The following is an 18,361-nucleotide window of genomic DNA, read 5'->3' as shown; positions in this document are numbered from 1 at the left end:
GGGAGCGCATACCGCCCAGGTCATTATAATTTTTATGATAAATTTATCATAGGCCACAGACAATACCACTTGTCTATGACCTATGTCATAAATAACCTTATAACTGTCAGGATTTATGTACAACCACTAACCTCTCTCAACCCCAGCATCAGAAGCCAGTACAATATACCCCATAAAATCTCTTTTCAGATTTGAAACCATTTCAATTTCCTTTTCAATCTCTCTGTAGCGGGATACTTTCCGCATCTCTACCAGAATGATTTCATCGATTTCAGGAATTTTGAGCAAAGTCGACGCATTCCTGGTCATATCCGCAGCATATTCTAAGCGAAGTTCAGGCAGCCTATCTCGAAGTTTTTCTACCAGATCACTTAAAGCCTCGTCCGATACAGTTCCGGTAAATATTACGGAAGTCCCTTTATTCGCCATATTCCCCAGGTTAGCAGCAAGCATATCAAAGACAACTTCGTCAGTTACATACTCCTTTCCTTCCAACCTGTCCAGCCAGGCATCAACTCCAGAAAAGACTTTCTTTTCTTTCTTATCTGTAAAACCACCTAAAAATCTCAAACGGAAACGCCCTTTTAAATCGCCATCCACATTTAGCCTTCCGCTCATTACGAATACCACACAAACACCAAATACTATCAAGAAAGCTCCAAGGAATCCGCCAAAAACACCATATTTTATTCCCGCCTTCAGCGTAGATCGTTTAGACAAGGCTACAGGCTGTTCCGGTTCCTTTAACTCTTTTAGTGCCTTTTCCGCCTCATCAAGATTTTCCTTTGTTTCTGTTAAATCAGTCAATTTTTTCTTCTGGTAATCGACCAGAGACTGATCTACTACAGTACCAATATCCTGATTCATAATTGCAATAGTATGCTGACCAAGATTAGTCTGGATTTCCGTATATGAAGATTCAATTAAGTCCAGCAATCCCTCTAATATCTCTTCCGCACCTTCTTCGTCAGTATAGATAACACTAACATTCAGCATATTGCCGTCATAATCCGTTGTGACCTTAACCATTTCTTTTAAATACAGCAAATCTATTCCGGTCTGTTTTGACACACTCTTCAAAACCGTCCCTTGCACAATCCCAGATGCATACGCCTTAACAATTCCATCTGCAGGGTCAACAGGCATTATAGTGATTCCATTCTCTTGAGGAAGTTCCGGTACCTGAATGAAAATATCTACCGCAGCAGCCGCTTCATTGTATGGGTCCACTTTCATGAGAATGGAATTTTCCCTATATTGCTCCTGATAATCTATACTCGCAGTAAGCTTCTCGATATTCCATTCATATCCGCTTTTGGCTTGCTCATACTGCTCCACATCGCTGTCATACCGCGCTTTCAATTCCGAACTATACTCTTCGTCCTGATGATTCATGAGCTCTTTGACACATTTATATCCACCTGATAAGAAAGCGAGAATGATTGCTATAAATAAAATCAGTCTCCACTTTCTGAATACAGCGAATATCAAATCCTTTAAGTCAATTTCCTGCTCATACATATTGTTTTCCATGTCTTCTCCTCTTAGCATCTCCTGATTCATTTAATAAATATCAATCATCTGGACCCCTTTCTTGTTAAGACTACCCAGACTGTTAAAATCAATATCTTAATATCTTTCAATATTGACCAATTATCTATGTACTGCATATCCAATTTTACGACCTCATCAAAGTCCTTGATGTTACTGCGTCCACTGATCTGCCATAAGCCGGTAAGTCCCGGCGTCATACTCAGCCGACATTTGTGCTTTACCTCATAACGCTCAAACTCATCCACGGTCGGCGGCCTAGTCCCTACAAGACTCATGTCGCCACGCAAGACATTCCAGAACTGAGGCAGTTCATCAATGCTGGTGTTCCGCAGGAATTTTCCTACCTTCGTTATTCGGGGATCATCTTCCATCTTAAACATGAGACCTTTTACTTCATTCTTCTTCATCAGCTCTTTTTTTCTTTGTTCCGCATCCTGATACATAGAGCGAAATTTGTAAAAGGTAAACTTCCTTCCATTTTTGCCAACTCGTGTCTGGCCAAAAAAAACGGGACCTGAAGAATTCAGCTTGATAGCCGGTGCTACAAAGACTGTTGCTATGGCAAGTACAATCATCCCTACAAGACTTCCTGCAATATCCAGCATTCTCTTCGCCACAATCTGCCTTGTAGAAAATATATTTCTTGCAAAAGTAACTACCGCATATTTTCCGACACGGTTTAATATCTTCTTTCCGCTAGATGGTATATTAAAAATATCAATATTTAAATCTACGATTACTCCCATAATTTCAAGATTCGTTATCCATCCCTGGAGCGTATCTTTCTGAACGACAGTGCTATCGTTAATAAATACCTCATCCACATCATGATGAACCACGTAATCCAACAAAGAATCCATATCTGCTACAATCGGCAAACCACATACTGCTTCGCCCACCTGTGATTTATCTGTCAGGACTATCCCTACTAATGTACGATTCCATTCATTATACTCGACCAAATTCTCAATAATAGTCTCAATTTGGCTGGAGGTAGTTACAATCAATAAACGGTTACTATACTTGCTCGCTTTATAGACTTTAGTCATAAACTGTTTAAATATCGTTCGAAAAGCGAAGGTCAAACCAACATTTATTATTATAAAATAGCCAAAAACTAGACGAGATAATTCACTGCTTCGATGGATGAGAAATAATATGACGACCCATGATACAGAGAATATGGCCTGATTACGAATAACTGCAGCAAACTCTTCAAAATATCCTCTTCTGAAAAAATGATTGTTGAAATCAGTGAGAGAATTAATTAATCCATATAGCAGACTGATCAATAGAATCTGCCATAATTGGTCAATGTGATTATATCTGCCATAAAGCATGCCATATCTGATGCCAAATGCTATACCAATGCTGATCCATACTGCCAATATATCTATTATTAAGATTAGAAAGTTTTCCATTGCCTTTTTCTTTTGGTACATAATCAAATTCCTCTTTTTTCCTAATCTGTTTTTATTTTACTTAGAGAACATTTGCACATTCCAATTGTTCAATAATGTTAAAGATAATTTAAACAATTTATATTTATTTTAACATGAACACCAATAATAAACAATTACAATTTTTATAAGCTTTATTAATTCTTTTCGAATTTGTTAAGCTTTTATCACAAGCGCACACTAATTCAACGAATAGCCCGTCTCATGGAAATGCGCTATAATTATCTACAGAAAATGCAAGCACTATTCTTCACTTTGGATTGTCAGGAGGTTAGATGTATAATAGTTATAATTGGCCATTTGTCAAAATAAAACTCATCTTGATAAACTGATATGGTGGATAAGTGACTCAGGAAATGTAGTAAGGCGCTCCCAATATACGAGATTCATTATGCTGCAACATCAGTAACTAAATTGGGAAATACATACAGCCAATATCAGGTTGCTGGTTGCAGAGTGGTATAATTCAAGGTTGTAGGTGCGTTCTGGCTGCTTTTTACCCTGCTCATTTCTCCGCTAAAAAACATTAAAATTCGGTTTTACGCCTAAGGCTAGATTCTTACAGTGTAGTCGGACATAATTTTTAAGGCCCTGTGGGACTGTATTTTCACCTGTCTTGCACAAAAGGAACTCCATAAGTTCTGCTGGTATCTTATGTACTGTTTGATATCATCATACAAACTGTCAAATCCATCTTCTATCACAATAATGCGAATGCTTGCAGGTGCTAGAAAACAGTCAACTACGTATCATAAGTTTCGACCCAAGAGACAAAGATGAGAATGGTCTTACTCTGTAAAAAGCACAGAAACTTACAGTCTCCTTTGCGAAGAAAAACTTCCCGGACACCAGACAATCATCAGTGCACAACCTGATGGACACATATCAATTAACTGCGGAAACTGGTTGTCGAAAAAAACAGATGGTAAAATAAATGTCCTTCCATTAAACAGCTGCGAACTGAAAAAGGAAAACTTACAGCGTAAGCGTCAAATAAGTCGGTGTGTATTTTTTTACTTTTAGTTGTGAGATAATAGCTCTAATTCTAAAAGTCTTAAGGAACTTAAGTACCTTAAGGGATTGGAGATTTATCTATGGATAGCTTAACAGTAGCGACTCATTCCCAAAAACTTAGCCTTTGGATAGAGCGGATTCAAAAATGCAGGGCAAGCAATCAGAAAGTGTCTGATTGGTGTACCGCTCATGATGTCAGTATAAAATCCTATTATTACTGGCTTCGCAAAATCAAGCATGAAGCGTTTGATACGATTCCTGCTGAAAGAAAACCTAAAGTTTCAACAGTTGTCTCCCATCCCTCCATGTTTGCTGAAGTTCCGTATGCAGTTGCCAAATCCAGCTCATCAACCGCTGTCATCATCAGACTTGGAAATATGACTCTGGAAATTCAAAATGGGGCAAACCAGGAAACAATCGAAAATACTCTTCGTACCATTAGGCATCTATGTTAGGCGACATTTCAAAGGCAGAACATATCTATCTTGCCTGCGGTTATACGGATATGCGCAAATCCATTGATAGCCTGTCCGCCATTGTACAACAGAACTTCAAACTTGATCCTTTTTCCAACAGCCTGTTTTTGTTCTGTGGCCGTAAATGCAACCGCATCAAAGCTCTCTTCTGGGAGGGCGATGGTTTTGTCTTACTTTATAAGAGACTTGAGAATGGAACTTTCCAGTGGCCCAGGACACAGGCTGAAGTGAGGCTAATATCGGGGCAGGAGTTCCGGTGGCTCATGGAAGGGCTGTCCATCAACCAACCAAAAGCAGTGAAAAAATCCTATCCAGAAATGATTATATAAAGTGCCGAAAAGTGCCGTATTTACTGGATTTTACGGCGCTTTTATGGTATAATTATGACAGTTAAAAAGCAAAGGGACTGTCATCAATGGCGCATAACAATCAGGTTGAAAATCTCGAAAACCGCATCGCTGAGTTAGAAAAAGAAAACCTTCTTCTTCACGAAAAGGTTGTTTTTCTGACCAGAAAACTTTATGGCAGGACTACGGAGCAGACATCATCTCTTGGACTCGAGGGACAGATGTCTCTTTTTGATGAAGCTGAAACCTCCTCGGACCCGAAGGCGGCAGAGCCAGATTTGAAAGATGTTGCGTCTTATCGCCGCCGCAAACACAAAGGGCAAAAAGAAGAACTGTTGAAGGATCTCCCCCATGAAAAGAAACTTTGTACTCTTGCGGAAGAAGACCGCTTCTGCGAAACCTGCGGCACTCCACTTGAATCTGTTGGGGAGGAATTCGTCCGTACTGAAATTGAATTTATTCCTGCTAAAGTGCGTGTCATCGATTATTACCGTGAGACCTTTGAATGCAGAAAGTGCCGTAAGGAGGGAAAAGAATACATGGAGAAATCTCCAATGCCTTATCCGGTAATCCAACACTCTTATGCTTCCCCCGGAGCGGTTGCATGGGTCATTCATCAAAAGTATGAACTTGCTGTTCCTTTATACCGTCAGGAAAAGGAATGGGAAAGCCTCGGAGTAGCCTTAAGCCGTGCAACGATGTCAAACTGGATTCTTACCAGTTATCGGGACTGGCTTTCCCCGGTTGTTGGACTCCTTCATAAAAAACTATTAGAGCAGCAATACCTTCACATAGATGAAACACCCGTACAGGTCATGAATGAACCAAATCGAAAGAATACAACGGATTCTTATATGTGGGTATACTGCTCTATCAAAGGCTTTGAGCAGCCAATTCGCCAGTTCGTATATCAACCAGGGCGAAGCGGAAAATATCCTCAGGAATATCTGGAGGGATACCATGGATTCATTCATACCGATGCTTACAAAGGATATGAAAAAGTATCTGGTATTATCCGGTGCATCTGCTGGACCCATCTACGGAGATACTTTGTTGAAACTCTCCCCAAAGATGTAGACAGCCCAGAAGCAACCATTCCAGCTCAGGCAGTCAAATATATCAACCAACTTTTTGAGATTGAGAAAAAACTGGAAATCCTATCCCCCGTAGGGCGGAAAGAACAGCGTCTACTACAGGAAAAACCTGTACTGGATGCCTTTTGGTCATGGGTAAAAGAAATCTCACCTAAAGTACTTCCGAGTTCCAAACTGGGCAAAGCCTTTCAGTACGCGAATAACCAAAAAGATGGACTGTTGAATTATCTTCTTGATGGTAACTGCAGCATATCAAACAATCTGGCGGAGAACAGCATCCGGCCATTTACAATCGGCCGCAAGAACTGGCTGTTCTCAGGAAGTCCCAAAGGGGCAGAAGCAAGTGCAGGTATTTATACTTTAATTGAAACCGCCAAAGCCAATGGATTAAATCCATGGAAGTATATCCAATTCATTCTCAGCGATATTCCCGGAACTGCATTTCTTGAATATCCAGAATATCTGGAAGAATATATGCCATGGGATCCAATGGTTCAAAAACTTTGTCGCTAACAGACAACCTTCAATTATAAACAGAGGTTGTCTGTTTTTCTATACACCAACTTATTTGACGCTTACCTTACAGCTGTAAAGAATAAGCAGTATGAAGACTACTCCTATGCACTATCAAAACGTATAGAGCACAAGACAGTTTCTGTAAATATCCATACTATTATCGATACACCAATACAGCACACTTCAAAAAAGAAGACGAGCAGTCATTATGTTTGCACGTCTTTCTTAATTAGACCTTATATAGCTGATATGTTTCTTCTACCAATTCTGGCCAAAGCTTTATCGGAACATTTTCTTTTATCTCTCTTCTTAGACTAAGCAGTTTTTCATTATCAAGAGAAATAATGGCCTGTTCCAACTGTTCAACGCTACCTGCCTTTACAATAATCCCACCTGTTCCAATAACATCTTTAGCTCCTACATGGTCACTGACAATTGCAGGCACTCCATAGCTTATTGCTTCCAGTACTGTAAAACCAAATGTTTCATACCATATACTTGGAGCTACCAGAATATCAGTTTCTACCATAATGTCTTTAAGTTCTGAATAAGTAAATCCATCCTCTTTTATATTCATATATTCTGATGCATTTTGAACCAGGCTATATAACTTCAATTCGAACTTGTGATTGCCACTATTCCATATCTCATCCAGCGCTTTTTTCAATACTTCAAATCCTTTGAAAGGCTTTGCCGGGGCAAGACATGTTATTCTTAATTTTTCATTTAACTGCCATGAATTTTCCTTTCTATTGTCAGCAATGTCTTTATGAGTAATAGATATCCGCTTACCATTTTTAGGTTTTAAATATCGCTTATAAACTTCCTCTGATACTGATGAATTAAAATGGATAGTACCTATCCTTTCAAGCATATTGATATAATATGCTCTTAAACATTTATATGATTCAGCGCTTCCTTTTACATTCTCGGTTTCTGAATCTGACAATTTATCTTCTGCAAAGAAATCTGATCTATGCTTCTTTCTCAAAGCTTTCACTATTCTGCTGTTTTTCAACATCCTATACAGTGAAGACTGCATTACAAATATCTTTTTCATAGATAATGCCGTTTCATTACATAGCATACAGTCATCACACCCATGATCATTTTCACAAGCCGCTCCACAATGATATAGAGTTACTTTCGGGCAAATTCCAAAATAATCATGTGTCGTAAATATTGTCTTAATTCCAACTGCCTCTGTTGCATCAATAAACTCCTTATGGAGTCCCATTAATGTGTGTATATGAATAACATCAGGTTTTGTCTCTGAAAGAAATTTCGTGTAAACTGATTCATCGCAGGATTTCATGTATTCTTCGAAATCTTTTATACCTTCATCAAGTGAAACTGGTAATGGATTGATCAGCTCGTAATTATTAATCCCTTCAATAGACTCTCTTTGTTTAACACATGTTTTCTTATTTAATAATTTGATTTCTCCTGGCCATAAAGCCATAACTACATGTCCGTCTGAAACCTGAGATTTCATAAGATCCATGGCATATTTAGTTAAACCTCCTGTTCTATATGGAGGATAGCCTAAAAAATAATGCATGATACGCATTTATTATCACATCCTTAAAATTTTTTATTCTTCTATCATTTTATTAGACCTTCATTTAAATAGCAATGTCTTTTTTGCCAGACACCTCTTACAGACCTAATAATACTGGTCTTTATCTACACTGTACTCCCGCTGGATTTCTTTAAACTTGTCCTCTATTCCTGTGATCAGTTTAGATGCAACAAGCTCAATATTCTCAAGTGAGGATTTCAGCTCCTTCATATCTTTACCTGCAATATATCTAAATTGTACTCAAATGTATCTACAGAAAATCTATCAGCTTCAATAAAAGCAAGCTTTCTGCGATCACCTCTTTTAATTTCTGCTCTGCTCAACTGATGTGTCCAGACCATCTACACAAACGTTATCCTTATCATGTATCATGGCATGTCCTATCTAATGGATAAATATCTTTACAATCTGAGCTCCTGAAATACCTTCGTTGATTACAATCTTCTGCTCTGACGGGCTGAAATATCCTTTTGCTCCTGTATCAATATATGCAAATTCTACAGGAACCGGTGATACTTATGTTAATGCTTTCATGAAGTTCTGATAGTTATCAACAGAAAATTTCGGTTCATCCACTCTCAGTGTTGTAAGTGGTTCACTATCAGTCTGTGACTCTTCGAGTAGGAGGTAGATAATTTTTATACCTACCGACCTCTCACAGCACCGTACGTACCGTTCTGTATACGGTACTTCTCTAGTTTTCACAGATTTTTAGATAATAGTCTGACATGGACATATATCCTACTGGAACTGTATCTTCTTTCCCTGATCAACCGCAGCCATGATGTGGTCGATAAATATATAAGTCATACGATCATCAGACTTTACTCATTCAGAAGTAAAGATTCATGCAATAAGCTTCTTTTCTACACTGGGACCTGCTAGATGTGCAAGCTTTCCTATCAATTTCTCACTATTATCTGCTGTAATAAATCTGGAAGAAGGTACCGCATCGATCATAAGCTTAATCTCAGGTATCTCAAAAATCCTTGTTCCATAATAGAATGTATTTGTTGCTTCTTTACTGACGATGATATCAAAACCAGCATCGATTAACATATCCACGTAATTCTTTACAGTCATGCGGTTTCCATGATATCCATTCTCTGTCAGGATATCATGAAGCTGCTGAGTCGTGACTTTCTGTTCTTCATCCGTACATACATAGAGATATCTGAAAAGGCGAAGAAGCCTCATCTTGTTATTATTCGTCGTTTCTGCCATCTAACTGAGCGTCCTTCTTTTTTAATTCTTTATTTTCTATAATACCAAATTTCAAGAACATCGGATAGAGATAAGTTCCTAGTTTCTTCGGTCCTGTAACTTTACATTCGTGCTTTATAACCTTCTGATATTCCACTTCAACACTTGCTCTGGTAATCGACTTCTCCTTACGGTTTACAAAGAGTTCATTACCGAATACTGAATATTTAAACTTTACTCCCTTAACTGTCTGAAATGGATATCCCGAATACAGTGTAATTGCATACCACAGATTGTCAGTACCTGGCATATCATGCAATTTCTTAGCAGCTTCCTGTCTCATTCTGAAAAGCTTGATACGTTCTGCATCAGTACTGATCTTGCTCTGCTTATACACTACCTTAGTATATGGCAAATAACTATGTACAGATGACCTGCTCAGTTGTAGTTTACGCATGATTTCCGGGATAGAATCACATGAAGCATACAGTCTCTGCACAAGCTTACTAGTATCTGTAGAATATACACCTTCCGTAACCAGCAACTTACGCACCTTATGCGGTGTCATATTAAACTCCTCAGCAAGAAATTTAAGCTGTTTATGAGAAGGATCTTTATCCGGTGTTTCTCCTATAGATGGATTCAGATAAGAGTGACATACTGCAGCGATCAAACCTTCCTTTAGTTTATCCGGATCAAAATCTGGTTTCTTAATCGGACGAGACATCTATATCCTCCTTATTCGTTACAATCCACTTTTCATTGATAAAAAACATTTCCATTTGTTGATGGAAATTCTCTTATATATTATGATCATCCAAATACAAATTATCATTATTTGTCTTAGACATCTATCATTTTTTGCACAACAATAATCCTAACGAGATCATTAGTGACAAACTTTCATTTACAGTCAATTATCACCCCCTGCTTTTTTGTTGTTTTATTGGACATACTTTCACACAGGCATAGCATCTTACGCATTTTTCTTCATCTATATGTGGATATTTGAATTCTTCATCATCATCTAACATAACAATAGCTTTCTTTGCGCATATCGCATAACATGCTGTGCAACCACAGCAATCCTCTTTTTTTTCAAATAAAATAGGGATTTTTTTCACTATATATGTACCTCCAGCTCCTTAATTACTTAAAAATCCTTTGATTTTTCTTATTAATCTAGATTTCATCCCAAATTGTTCGTTTGATCTAAGTAAATCATTAACAATACCTTCAACTGTATCACCTGAGTTAAATCGTTCAAAAAACTTTTCTCTCTTAACTGTTTTCTCCGCTCTTTTACATATACTTGGATTATAATTTATCACTTTATTATAATCCGTAATCTCCTCATAAACAAATTCGTTTGCAACTATTTCAAAAGCTTTTTTCCCATTTTCTGAATGAATAATAGCCAAAGATGTACCTTTGTTATCATCCATTCCTGGCTGTATATTCCATACCCCCCAGTAATCTCCCAGTGTAATGTCTGTTTTTCTTTCGAGGCCTTTAAAGCAACACTCATAGCAAGAAGGTCTGAGAAAGAGATCCCCAGTAAAACCTTTCATAAAAGCAATATTTGACTGAGATAATACTTTAGTTTCATTAGCATTACTAAATTTCCATGAATATTGATAATTTGTCCAACCACTTGTTTTATCTCGCATATTAATTGTATCTATAGGTTGAAGATATTGTTGCTCATTAAGATATCTGTTTAATACCTTCTTGCTTGGTACCCCATGACAAATAAAATCAATAGCAAGTAGATTAATATAATCTTTACTTAAATATGCCTTTAAACCAGCACATTGGCATGGAGTTCCTACAAAAAGCACTTTACGCCCATTTTGTAAATCTTCCTTTACTAATGAAAAACAATCTTTCATATTAGATTGAGCATATTTTGATCCGCAGCTTTTTTCTAATAAATGAACAGAATCAATTCTTGTATGCACTACCGAAAGATTATCATATAATACAGCATAAACAATTCCTGAATTATCTAGCACATTCTTTGCAATAGTATAATAGATTCCACCAGAAGAACTTTGCATTCTAATACTTTCTTTTTTATTATAACATGCTAATATCATTATCTCACCAGCTTACTAAGTTTTATTTTCCCTTTGGATATTTTTTCTAATAAAGATATACTTTCATTAAATTCAGGCAGTTTACGATACGCTAGAAAGAATACTACATTAGGTAAAATTGCACAAACAATCATTCTTATTGCAAACGTCACCCATTTTTCATAATTTATATAACTGCATATAAAATACGCTACGCCACAATTTAGAAATGTAATTATCACATATAGTCCAAGTTTACGCAAATACAATGGTAGCTGTCTCTTCTCAAACAAAGACGTGAATAAGTTATATAGAATCCATGGCATCCCAATAAATAGCATTGAAAGAACTGTTGAAAGTATAATTCCATAAATTCCCCAAAACTGAACCATAATTAAATTCATTCCAAGATTTGCAATAGCAGTTACTAAGGGTCTAAATCTATCCTGGTGCCAAATGCCACCTGCATCTTTATATGTATTTAATAATCTATTAATTTCATAAATAAAAAAATAAATACAAAGACATACAACTGCAGAATATTGTAACATTAAATCTCTACCCACCCATATTTCCATGAATGGCTGATAAAGATTCAAAAAGCAACAAGCACAAAAGCCAGCTACCCATGCTATCATAAATGTAAATTTATTTAGATCATTAAAATTCTTTTCTTTTGGCTCAACTATAAGGCTGTTTCCAATTCCCGCTGTGCATGCCGTAAAAACCACTTCAACAATTCCTATGACCGCAGTTAATATAAAATAATAATTTTGGTAAATTGCTAATACCGTTAATCCAAGAAATGCTGAAATAACTATAGTATCTGCTGAGTTTACAATAATTGCACCTATTTTTGATGTAAATAAATCTTTAATTTTCTGATTTATACCTTTAATCAACTCATCAGGCAACGTACCAATAGGCTTATAATCAGGATACTTTTTTGTTGCAATAATTGCTGTTAATATGTTGGTTAATATCTGAGTCGTTAACATAATTAATACATATATGTAGTAATTTCTTAAAAAAATTAGCACCATAATTTGAAGTGCATATTGAATTGTATTTGTCACTAAATTTATTTTACTTATTACATCTATTCTTTGATGCGCCTGTAAAATGCTATTCTTATATGCAAGAAGCCAATATGAAAGTACTGTAGCTCCCAGATTTAATAAATATAATATATATATATTTGTATCTACTGGGACATCACCATTGATTATTTTAGGGATAAATGGTGTAAGTAATGTACCTAATATTGCAATAATGAGTCCAATAATATTGTAGTATCTTCGGTATAGTTTCATTAATGCACAAATAGTGACTTCATCATCATCTGCTATAGGTTTATACATGCTAAACACCATTGCACTTCCAACGCCCAGTTCCGCAAGGTTTAACACCTGCAAAACTGAAGCAAATAGACTATTTAGTCCCAAATATTGTACACCCATGAAATATATCATGATTGTTCGCATTAAAAATGGGATTACTATTTGATATATTTTCAAAAGTCCACCAAAAACTATGTTTCTACTGGCATTATTTATTCTTTCTATTTTCAATTTAACACCTTCCATAAGCTTCTACAAATATACTATCACATTATCGCTCTAGTGCAGCTAATAAGTAGCTCATACTATCCCTTTTTCTTGAATTTAATATCTCTTCTATCTCCACCCAATCGATTGTTGATTGTGTTTTTAATACATTCGTATGATCATTATTATCCTTAAATACTCTGTTCATCAAATCAAATTCATTTAATAAATTCTCGATACGATTAAACATATCTTCGTATCCTTTTCCTGCTCTCTTAAAAACTGTAAATTCCTTATGATATATTATTGAAAAAACAGTCGCATGAAAGGAGTCCGTACACACATAATCAGCATTTTTTATTATCCAGATGAATTCTGATGGACCCATCGAATAAAAAGGTGATTCTTTATCGAATATGTCTATTAATTCTAAATTATTCTCATGACAAACTTTCTTATATCCCTCAATTACTGATGATGTTCGTTCGCCTAAAAAATATAAAAACAAATATTTGTTTGGTAATTTTTCCTTTGGTCTTTTGGTGATTTCATCCCAGTCTGTTGATCTTAGAAGCATCGTAGGATCTAAAACTAATGTAGCTTCTCGACCAGTATAATCATGTATTAATTGTGCACCTTTATGCTCCCTTACAGACAATTTATTAATTCCACTTATTCCTTTAATATGTGTATTTTTATCTTCATCCGGAAATATGGAAAATCCAAATGATGGTGCATAAGCAATTCTTTTTTCTTTATCAATAAATCGTAAATAGAAGTAATCCAATTCTCCATCTGCATGATCCCAGTTATGCCATACTTGATCACTCCCAGTGATCGCATAATCAAATTTCTCTAGATCAAGCGCTGCATAGTTATTATATTGTATTGGTATCATTTTTTTTATATATTTACGATTAAACTCATAAAAGTTATCTGATCTTATCCCTCTGATTACTCTTATGTTTCGCTTTTTTTTATATTGTTCTAATCCACATAATGCTAAAAAATCTACTGCTAGATTTTTCACTCTACTTAGCTTTGAATTTGTATCTGTTGGTCTTGGTTGTATAGCATTAGTTACTTCAAAACCTTGATTTTCTATAACTGTTTGAAGTGCATAATTTTGAAGTCGATTTCCATAATTATCATCAAACAAAGTTACCAATAGCACATGTTTCACTTTTTAGCTCTCCATTTCTAGCCATTCTCTTTATGTAATATCTTATCAATACAATGTAATATACCAAATCCCACTCTATTGCCAAATAACATCACAATAATTACCTTGACATCAAATGAGAATGACAAATATCCTAATGATTTTTTTAGCATCCATCTGTATTTCCGTAACAAATCATAGTATGAATTTCTTTCAATTGGTAACAATATATCTCGAAGTCTTAATCCCAATTTTAAATAAACACTTGAAAAATTCCTTATCAAATTAGTTTTTAGATTTTTATCAAAAAAATCACTGTTAATAACATATATCACATTTTTTTCAGCAACTTCTAGCATATCTTGAAATTGAGTCTTACTAATTGTGCCCATAGCAGAAGAAGCGTTTCCAATCCTATAACAATATGCATACTCTTCCAAATTCCAAATAGAATGTGCTCTAGTAATTATCTTAAATAAAACCTCTTCATCCTCACAGATTTTACGTTGAGGATTAAAGGAGATTCTTGGATTTAACCATAAATCTTTTTTTATTGCATATAGCCATAACCACCAATTAAAATTCCCACCATTTAATACTTCATATAGAAATTGATTTCCGCTGATTTTTTTTTTGGTAAAGTTAATATTGTTGTTATACCTTTTTATAATTGAATTCTGAACATCTTCAATTTCTGCCCACCAACAGACTATCTCTGGACTTACATCATGAATAACCATACTTATCTTATATAAAAAATCATCAGAAATCCAATAATCATCTGCATCCAAAAAAATCAGATACTCACCTTTAGCTTTTTCAACTAAAGAATTCCTAGTTGTTGATACTCCACTATTATCCTGATGTATTACAACTATGCGATTATTTTGCCTAGAAAAATCTTGGCAAATCTTGAGAGTATCATCACTTGAACCATCATCAATGATTATTAATTCCCAATTCCTATATTTTTGCTTTAAAACGCTTTCTATGCACTCCGATATATATTCTTGTGCATTGTAAACCGGTATTAAAATACTAAATAATACATTAACTTCCATAATATTTATTTCATAAATTTATATATATTTTTCCAAATTCTAGGAATTAAATTTATGCCCCTAGTTTTAATATCAATTGTTTCATAATTGTCCGAACAGTTGTATGTATGAATACCTATTCCATTCACTTTTTTATCAAATAATAATTCATCAAAATGTATTCTTTTTACTACCTTTTCACTAAATGATGGCCAATTTAACTGAAATTCAGTAAAAACTAAAGATTTTCCATACTCACTAGAACAATCCTGTGAGACCCTATACGTTTTATTTCCATCATTAAAATAAGCTCCACCGGATCTGGCTAATTCTCCACCTTTAATTAATGGGTTCTTTTCAGAAAACGTTAGTTTTCCATCTTCATATTTAAACAATAGCAATTTCATCGGGTTTTCATGAAATAAGCAAGTAACTCCATAAAATATTCCATCTTGGCACAAAAAAGTGGTATCACTACAGTCCATATCATTAATGAAAGGATTTGTTTTCTCCCATTTATCTGGGAATTCCTTGCATTTATATAAAAATACCGTCTTGTCCTCACAACTCTCAGGACAAATGACCCAGTTACCATCCATTTTAAATATATGAGGATAAGACATATGAAAATTTTCTTTTAAAATCACTTTCCATTTAGAACACATATTATTATTAATAGTACAATACCCTAAGCTTGCTTTTCCTTCTCTTTGATCAAACAACTCCGCAAATATGTATACCTTACCATTTTCTTCAACTAAAAACGGATCCGCAGCATAACCCCATGATGGATTTTTTACTATATTATACAGTGATTCTCCTTTTTTTCTATATGCAACTGACCAACTGCCACTATATAGCTTCATTTCAATATCCTCATTTCAGTAATTTCATTCTTTCATCTTTATTTTGAATAACATATCCGAATATCAATAAAAAAGCATTACATACTAGTGAGAATGGATTTGTCTCTACCATACCATACATAGCATAGCATATAAGGATTATCAGCAAGCTCCAACACCTGTTTTTTATTAATTTACTTATACTCCAGCAATAAATTCCTATAAAAAAAACAAATGCCAGAATTCCGTTTCTCAAAAGGTATTCTAAAGGAGCATTATCAAGATAATAGTATCCCATTGCTGTTCCTGGTAATCTAGTATTTGCTCCTGATAATATTGTGTTTCCAAATAAATTCACAGGATATGCGTCATAATATATTATTGCCATTCGTATTCTCGATATCAATGTGCTTTCATAATATAGTTTCTGATTTTTGTATAGATACCAAACAAATACCACTGTAGCAATACAAGCCAAAGCAATTACAAATTTAGCTAATAATTTCATATTACGGATTTTCATCTTTTTCATAACTACTTCAAATACAAAAAATACGATTATTACAAATATCGATAATAAAAAGGCAGTTCTTGATTTTGCAATTGAGTAAACTAAAAATGATAATACTAACGAAATAAAGTATTTATATTTACTCTTTTCCTTATAACAGTATAAAATCAAACAAATTATTTCAAATGAAATTATTCCAACTCTGTTTGGATGTGTGAACCCCATTGCATATCGCATACCCATGTTTTTATTTGTCGTATCTATTATCATTTCTGTGACCCCGGAATATGCTAAACCAACAATAATCAAAGTCATTAAAGTTAGCATATTTAGGACTTTTTTTAGTATCGCATTAAAATCCATACCTCTCATACAGAATATGATTAGAGTAAAATCAAAAAATGAAGTTGATCCCGTTTGAATTGCTATCATACTACCTATACCTACAGCAATAATGAATTCTATGATTCTTTTCTTAGTAATTCTATTTTTAAAGAAAATCAGCCATAAACTCAATAATATGATTAGTATGTGTAGCGTTAATGTAATAAATTTAGAGATAGAGGCTCCTATCCATTCATTTATAGTCGTCCCATAGAAAATAAAATCTTTTACAAGATATATAAAATATAAAATCATAAAAAACTTATTATTATCTATTATTATTCTACTATTTATGGGATTTTTCACAGTAATATTATTTTTTTGCTGTATATACTTCAATGTCTATATTTCCTCTCTCATAAATCAGCCTCAAGCATCAACGCATAATATTCACATAAATCTCTTGCAGAACTATTGAATTGTCTGCAATATCATATCCTTTTTCTTTTAATAAATCGATGTTTGACTCTCTTTTAGCATTTATCTTTTTACTGTTACGTATGCAGTTCGCCCATATTATAGCAGGTTCATTGATACTAAGAAATTGAAAATTGTCTTCAACTTTTGCCGTTTTAGGAACAACATCACTTACAACACATTGCAACCCAGCTGCCTGCGCCTCAATATTTACTATTCCAAAACCTTCCCTTTTTGACGTTAAAACAAAAATATCCATTCCTTGGAGCAGCTCTTTTACATTATTACAATTCCCCATAAACATCACAGAATCTCTTATTCCAAAATCTTGTGACAACTTCTCAATTTCAGCTCTTAATTCGCCATCCCCAACTAACATTAAAATTGAATTTTTATCCGTTTTTTGATACTCATAAAAGACCTTTATTAAAAACTGATGATTTTTTGGTTCTGTTAATCTGCCGATACAACCTATCACATATTTATCGCTAATATGTAAACCTTCTCTAATCCTTTTTCGTAGTTCTGGATTAAATGTATATGAATCAAGCTCTATACCGTTATTTATAATCACTAAATCATTCGGAATTCTTCCAAACATGAATTTTGCAGCTTCATTACTACATGCAAAAGTCCTATCGCAAAATAACGGAATATTTTTTTTACATAAACCAATAATAAATGGTAATGCTCTATTACTATTTTCTGAAATACCTGTAGCATGTGCATGTGCAAATACTACTCTACATCCAGCCATTTTAGAAATGATTGCACTTTTTATGACTTCATACGCATGATCTGCATGTATGTGAATAATATCATATTTATTATTTTTAATAGTATCTAAAATAGCTTTTGTCCTTGCATATTCATATGTTAATCTCTTGTTTCTCTTAGGTAGATTTAATATATATTGTAAATGTCCACCCTTATCATTAATTAGGTTTTCAAGTTCTGCTTCCACCTTCTTAAAACATAAAAAGTCATTGCAAACCAGTTTTGGATTCATGTGTTGTGTTAAATTAAAAACGATAACTGAACGGCCACCTCGCCCAATATTATCTGCTCCTATATGTAATACTTTTATTGGTGTTTCTTTATTTCTAGGATTGTTGTTCATGACACATAACT

At 34.6% G+C, this 18,361-nt stretch carries 17 protein-coding genes; 3 read left to right on the top strand and 14 right to left on the bottom strand.

Features of this window, described 5'->3' with window-relative positions; translation table 11 throughout:
• Positions 1-126: 126 nt before the first annotated feature.
• Entirely contained in the window at positions 127-1,533 is a 1,407-nt protein-coding gene (locus tag BMW45_RS09750; protein WP_092242825.1) for a hypothetical protein, read from the bottom strand.
• A 44-nt stretch (positions 1,534-1,577) separates the two neighbouring features.
• Positions 1,578-2,996: a sugar transferase gene (locus tag BMW45_RS09745; protein WP_092242822.1), complete on the bottom strand. Its 1,419-nt coding sequence runs from the start codon at positions 2,994-2,996 to the stop codon at positions 1,578-1,580.
• Between the two features lie 1,112 nt (positions 2,997-4,108).
• On the opposite strand from BMW45_RS09745, the gene tnpA reads away from it, so the two are divergent.
• The 3 genes from tnpA to tnpC all read left to right on the top strand — a co-directional run bounded on the left by tnpA (position 4,109) and on the right by tnpC (position 6,458).
• Entirely contained in the window at positions 4,109-4,483 is a 375-nt protein-coding gene (gene tnpA, locus BMW45_RS09740; RefSeq protein WP_092242820.1) for an IS66 family insertion sequence element accessory protein TnpA, read from the top strand.
• Positions 4,477-4,833, top strand: coding sequence for an IS66 family insertion sequence element accessory protein TnpB (gene tnpB, locus BMW45_RS09735; RefSeq protein WP_092241062.1), 357 nt, complete (start codon positions 4,477-4,479; stop codon positions 4,831-4,833). The genes tnpA and tnpB overlap by 7 nt, the downstream gene beginning before the upstream one ends.
• Before the next feature lie 86 nt (positions 4,834-4,919).
• Positions 4,920-6,458, top strand: coding sequence for an IS66 family transposase (gene tnpC / locus BMW45_RS09730; protein ID WP_092242818.1), 1,539 nt, complete (start codon positions 4,920-4,922; stop codon positions 6,456-6,458).
• Between the two features lie 232 nt (positions 6,459-6,690).
• Here the strand turns inward: tnpC and BMW45_RS09725 are convergent, their stop codons facing one another.
• From BMW45_RS09725 to BMW45_RS09675, 12 genes are all read right to left on the bottom strand, one after another.
• Entirely contained in the window at positions 6,691-8,031 is a 1,341-nt protein-coding gene (locus BMW45_RS09725) for a glycosyltransferase (RefSeq protein WP_092242816.1), read from the bottom strand.
• A 96-nt stretch (positions 8,032-8,127) separates the two neighbouring features.
• A complete protein-coding gene (locus BMW45_RS28725; RefSeq protein WP_278320785.1) occupies positions 8,128-8,253 on the bottom strand; it encodes a hypothetical protein in 126 nt (41 codons plus the stop codon).
• A gap of 636 nt (positions 8,254-8,889) precedes the next feature.
• Complete coding sequence (locus tag BMW45_RS09720; protein WP_092242813.1) at positions 8,890-9,267, bottom strand: hypothetical protein; 378 nt, start codon at positions 9,265-9,267, stop codon at positions 8,890-8,892.
• The gene (locus tag BMW45_RS28430; RefSeq protein ID WP_242882972.1) at positions 9,248-9,973 is read right to left on the bottom strand and encodes a hypothetical protein; all 726 of its coding nucleotides are present in this window, start codon (positions 9,971-9,973) and stop codon (positions 9,248-9,250) included. Before BMW45_RS28430 ends, BMW45_RS09720 begins: the two co-directional genes overlap by 20 nt.
• 193 nt (positions 9,974-10,166) lie before the next feature.
• Positions 10,167-10,370, bottom strand: a complete 204-nt coding sequence (locus BMW45_RS09710; protein WP_242882971.1) for a 4Fe-4S dicluster domain-containing protein — start codon at positions 10,368-10,370, stop codon at positions 10,167-10,169.
• 21 nt (positions 10,371-10,391) lie between these two features.
• A complete protein-coding gene (locus tag BMW45_RS09705; protein ID WP_092242807.1) occupies positions 10,392-11,345 on the bottom strand; it encodes a Coenzyme F420 hydrogenase/dehydrogenase, beta subunit C-terminal domain in 954 nt (317 codons plus the stop codon).
• Positions 11,345-12,895 carry a lipopolysaccharide biosynthesis protein gene (locus BMW45_RS09700; RefSeq protein WP_143057022.1) on the bottom strand — a complete coding sequence of 517 codons (1,551 nt, stop codon included), beginning with the start codon at positions 12,893-12,895 and terminating at the stop codon, positions 11,345-11,347. Before BMW45_RS09700 ends, BMW45_RS09705 begins: the two co-directional genes overlap by 1 nt.
• A gap of 40 nt (positions 12,896-12,935) precedes the next feature.
• A complete protein-coding gene (locus tag BMW45_RS09695) occupies positions 12,936-14,054 on the bottom strand; it encodes a polysaccharide pyruvyl transferase family protein (RefSeq protein ID WP_092242804.1) in 1,119 nt (372 codons plus the stop codon).
• Positions 14,055-14,071: 17 nt separating this feature from the next.
• Positions 14,072-15,094, bottom strand: a complete 1,023-nt coding sequence (locus BMW45_RS09690) for a glycosyltransferase family 2 protein (RefSeq protein WP_092242801.1) — start codon at positions 15,092-15,094, stop codon at positions 14,072-14,074.
• A gap of 5 nt (positions 15,095-15,099) precedes the next feature.
• Positions 15,100-15,939, bottom strand: coding sequence for a glucosamine inositolphosphorylceramide transferase family protein (locus BMW45_RS09685; protein WP_092242798.1), 840 nt, complete (start codon positions 15,937-15,939; stop codon positions 15,100-15,102).
• Positions 15,940-15,949: 10 nt separating this feature from the next.
• On the bottom strand, positions 15,950-17,152 hold the full coding sequence (locus BMW45_RS09680) for a hypothetical protein (RefSeq protein ID WP_092242795.1): 1,203 nt from the start codon (positions 17,150-17,152) through the stop codon (positions 15,950-15,952).
• 37 nt (positions 17,153-17,189) lie between these two features.
• A complete protein-coding gene (locus BMW45_RS09675; RefSeq protein ID WP_092242793.1) occupies positions 17,190-18,350 on the bottom strand; it encodes a glycosyltransferase in 1,161 nt (386 codons plus the stop codon).
• Positions 18,351-18,361 lie beyond the last annotated feature (11 nt).

Source organism: Lacrimispora sphenoides, from assembly GCF_900105215.1.
Lineage (GTDB): Bacteria > Bacillota > Clostridia > Lachnospirales > Lachnospiraceae > Lacrimispora > Lacrimispora sphenoides_A.
This window is presented reverse-complemented; position numbering and strand designations above follow the sequence as displayed.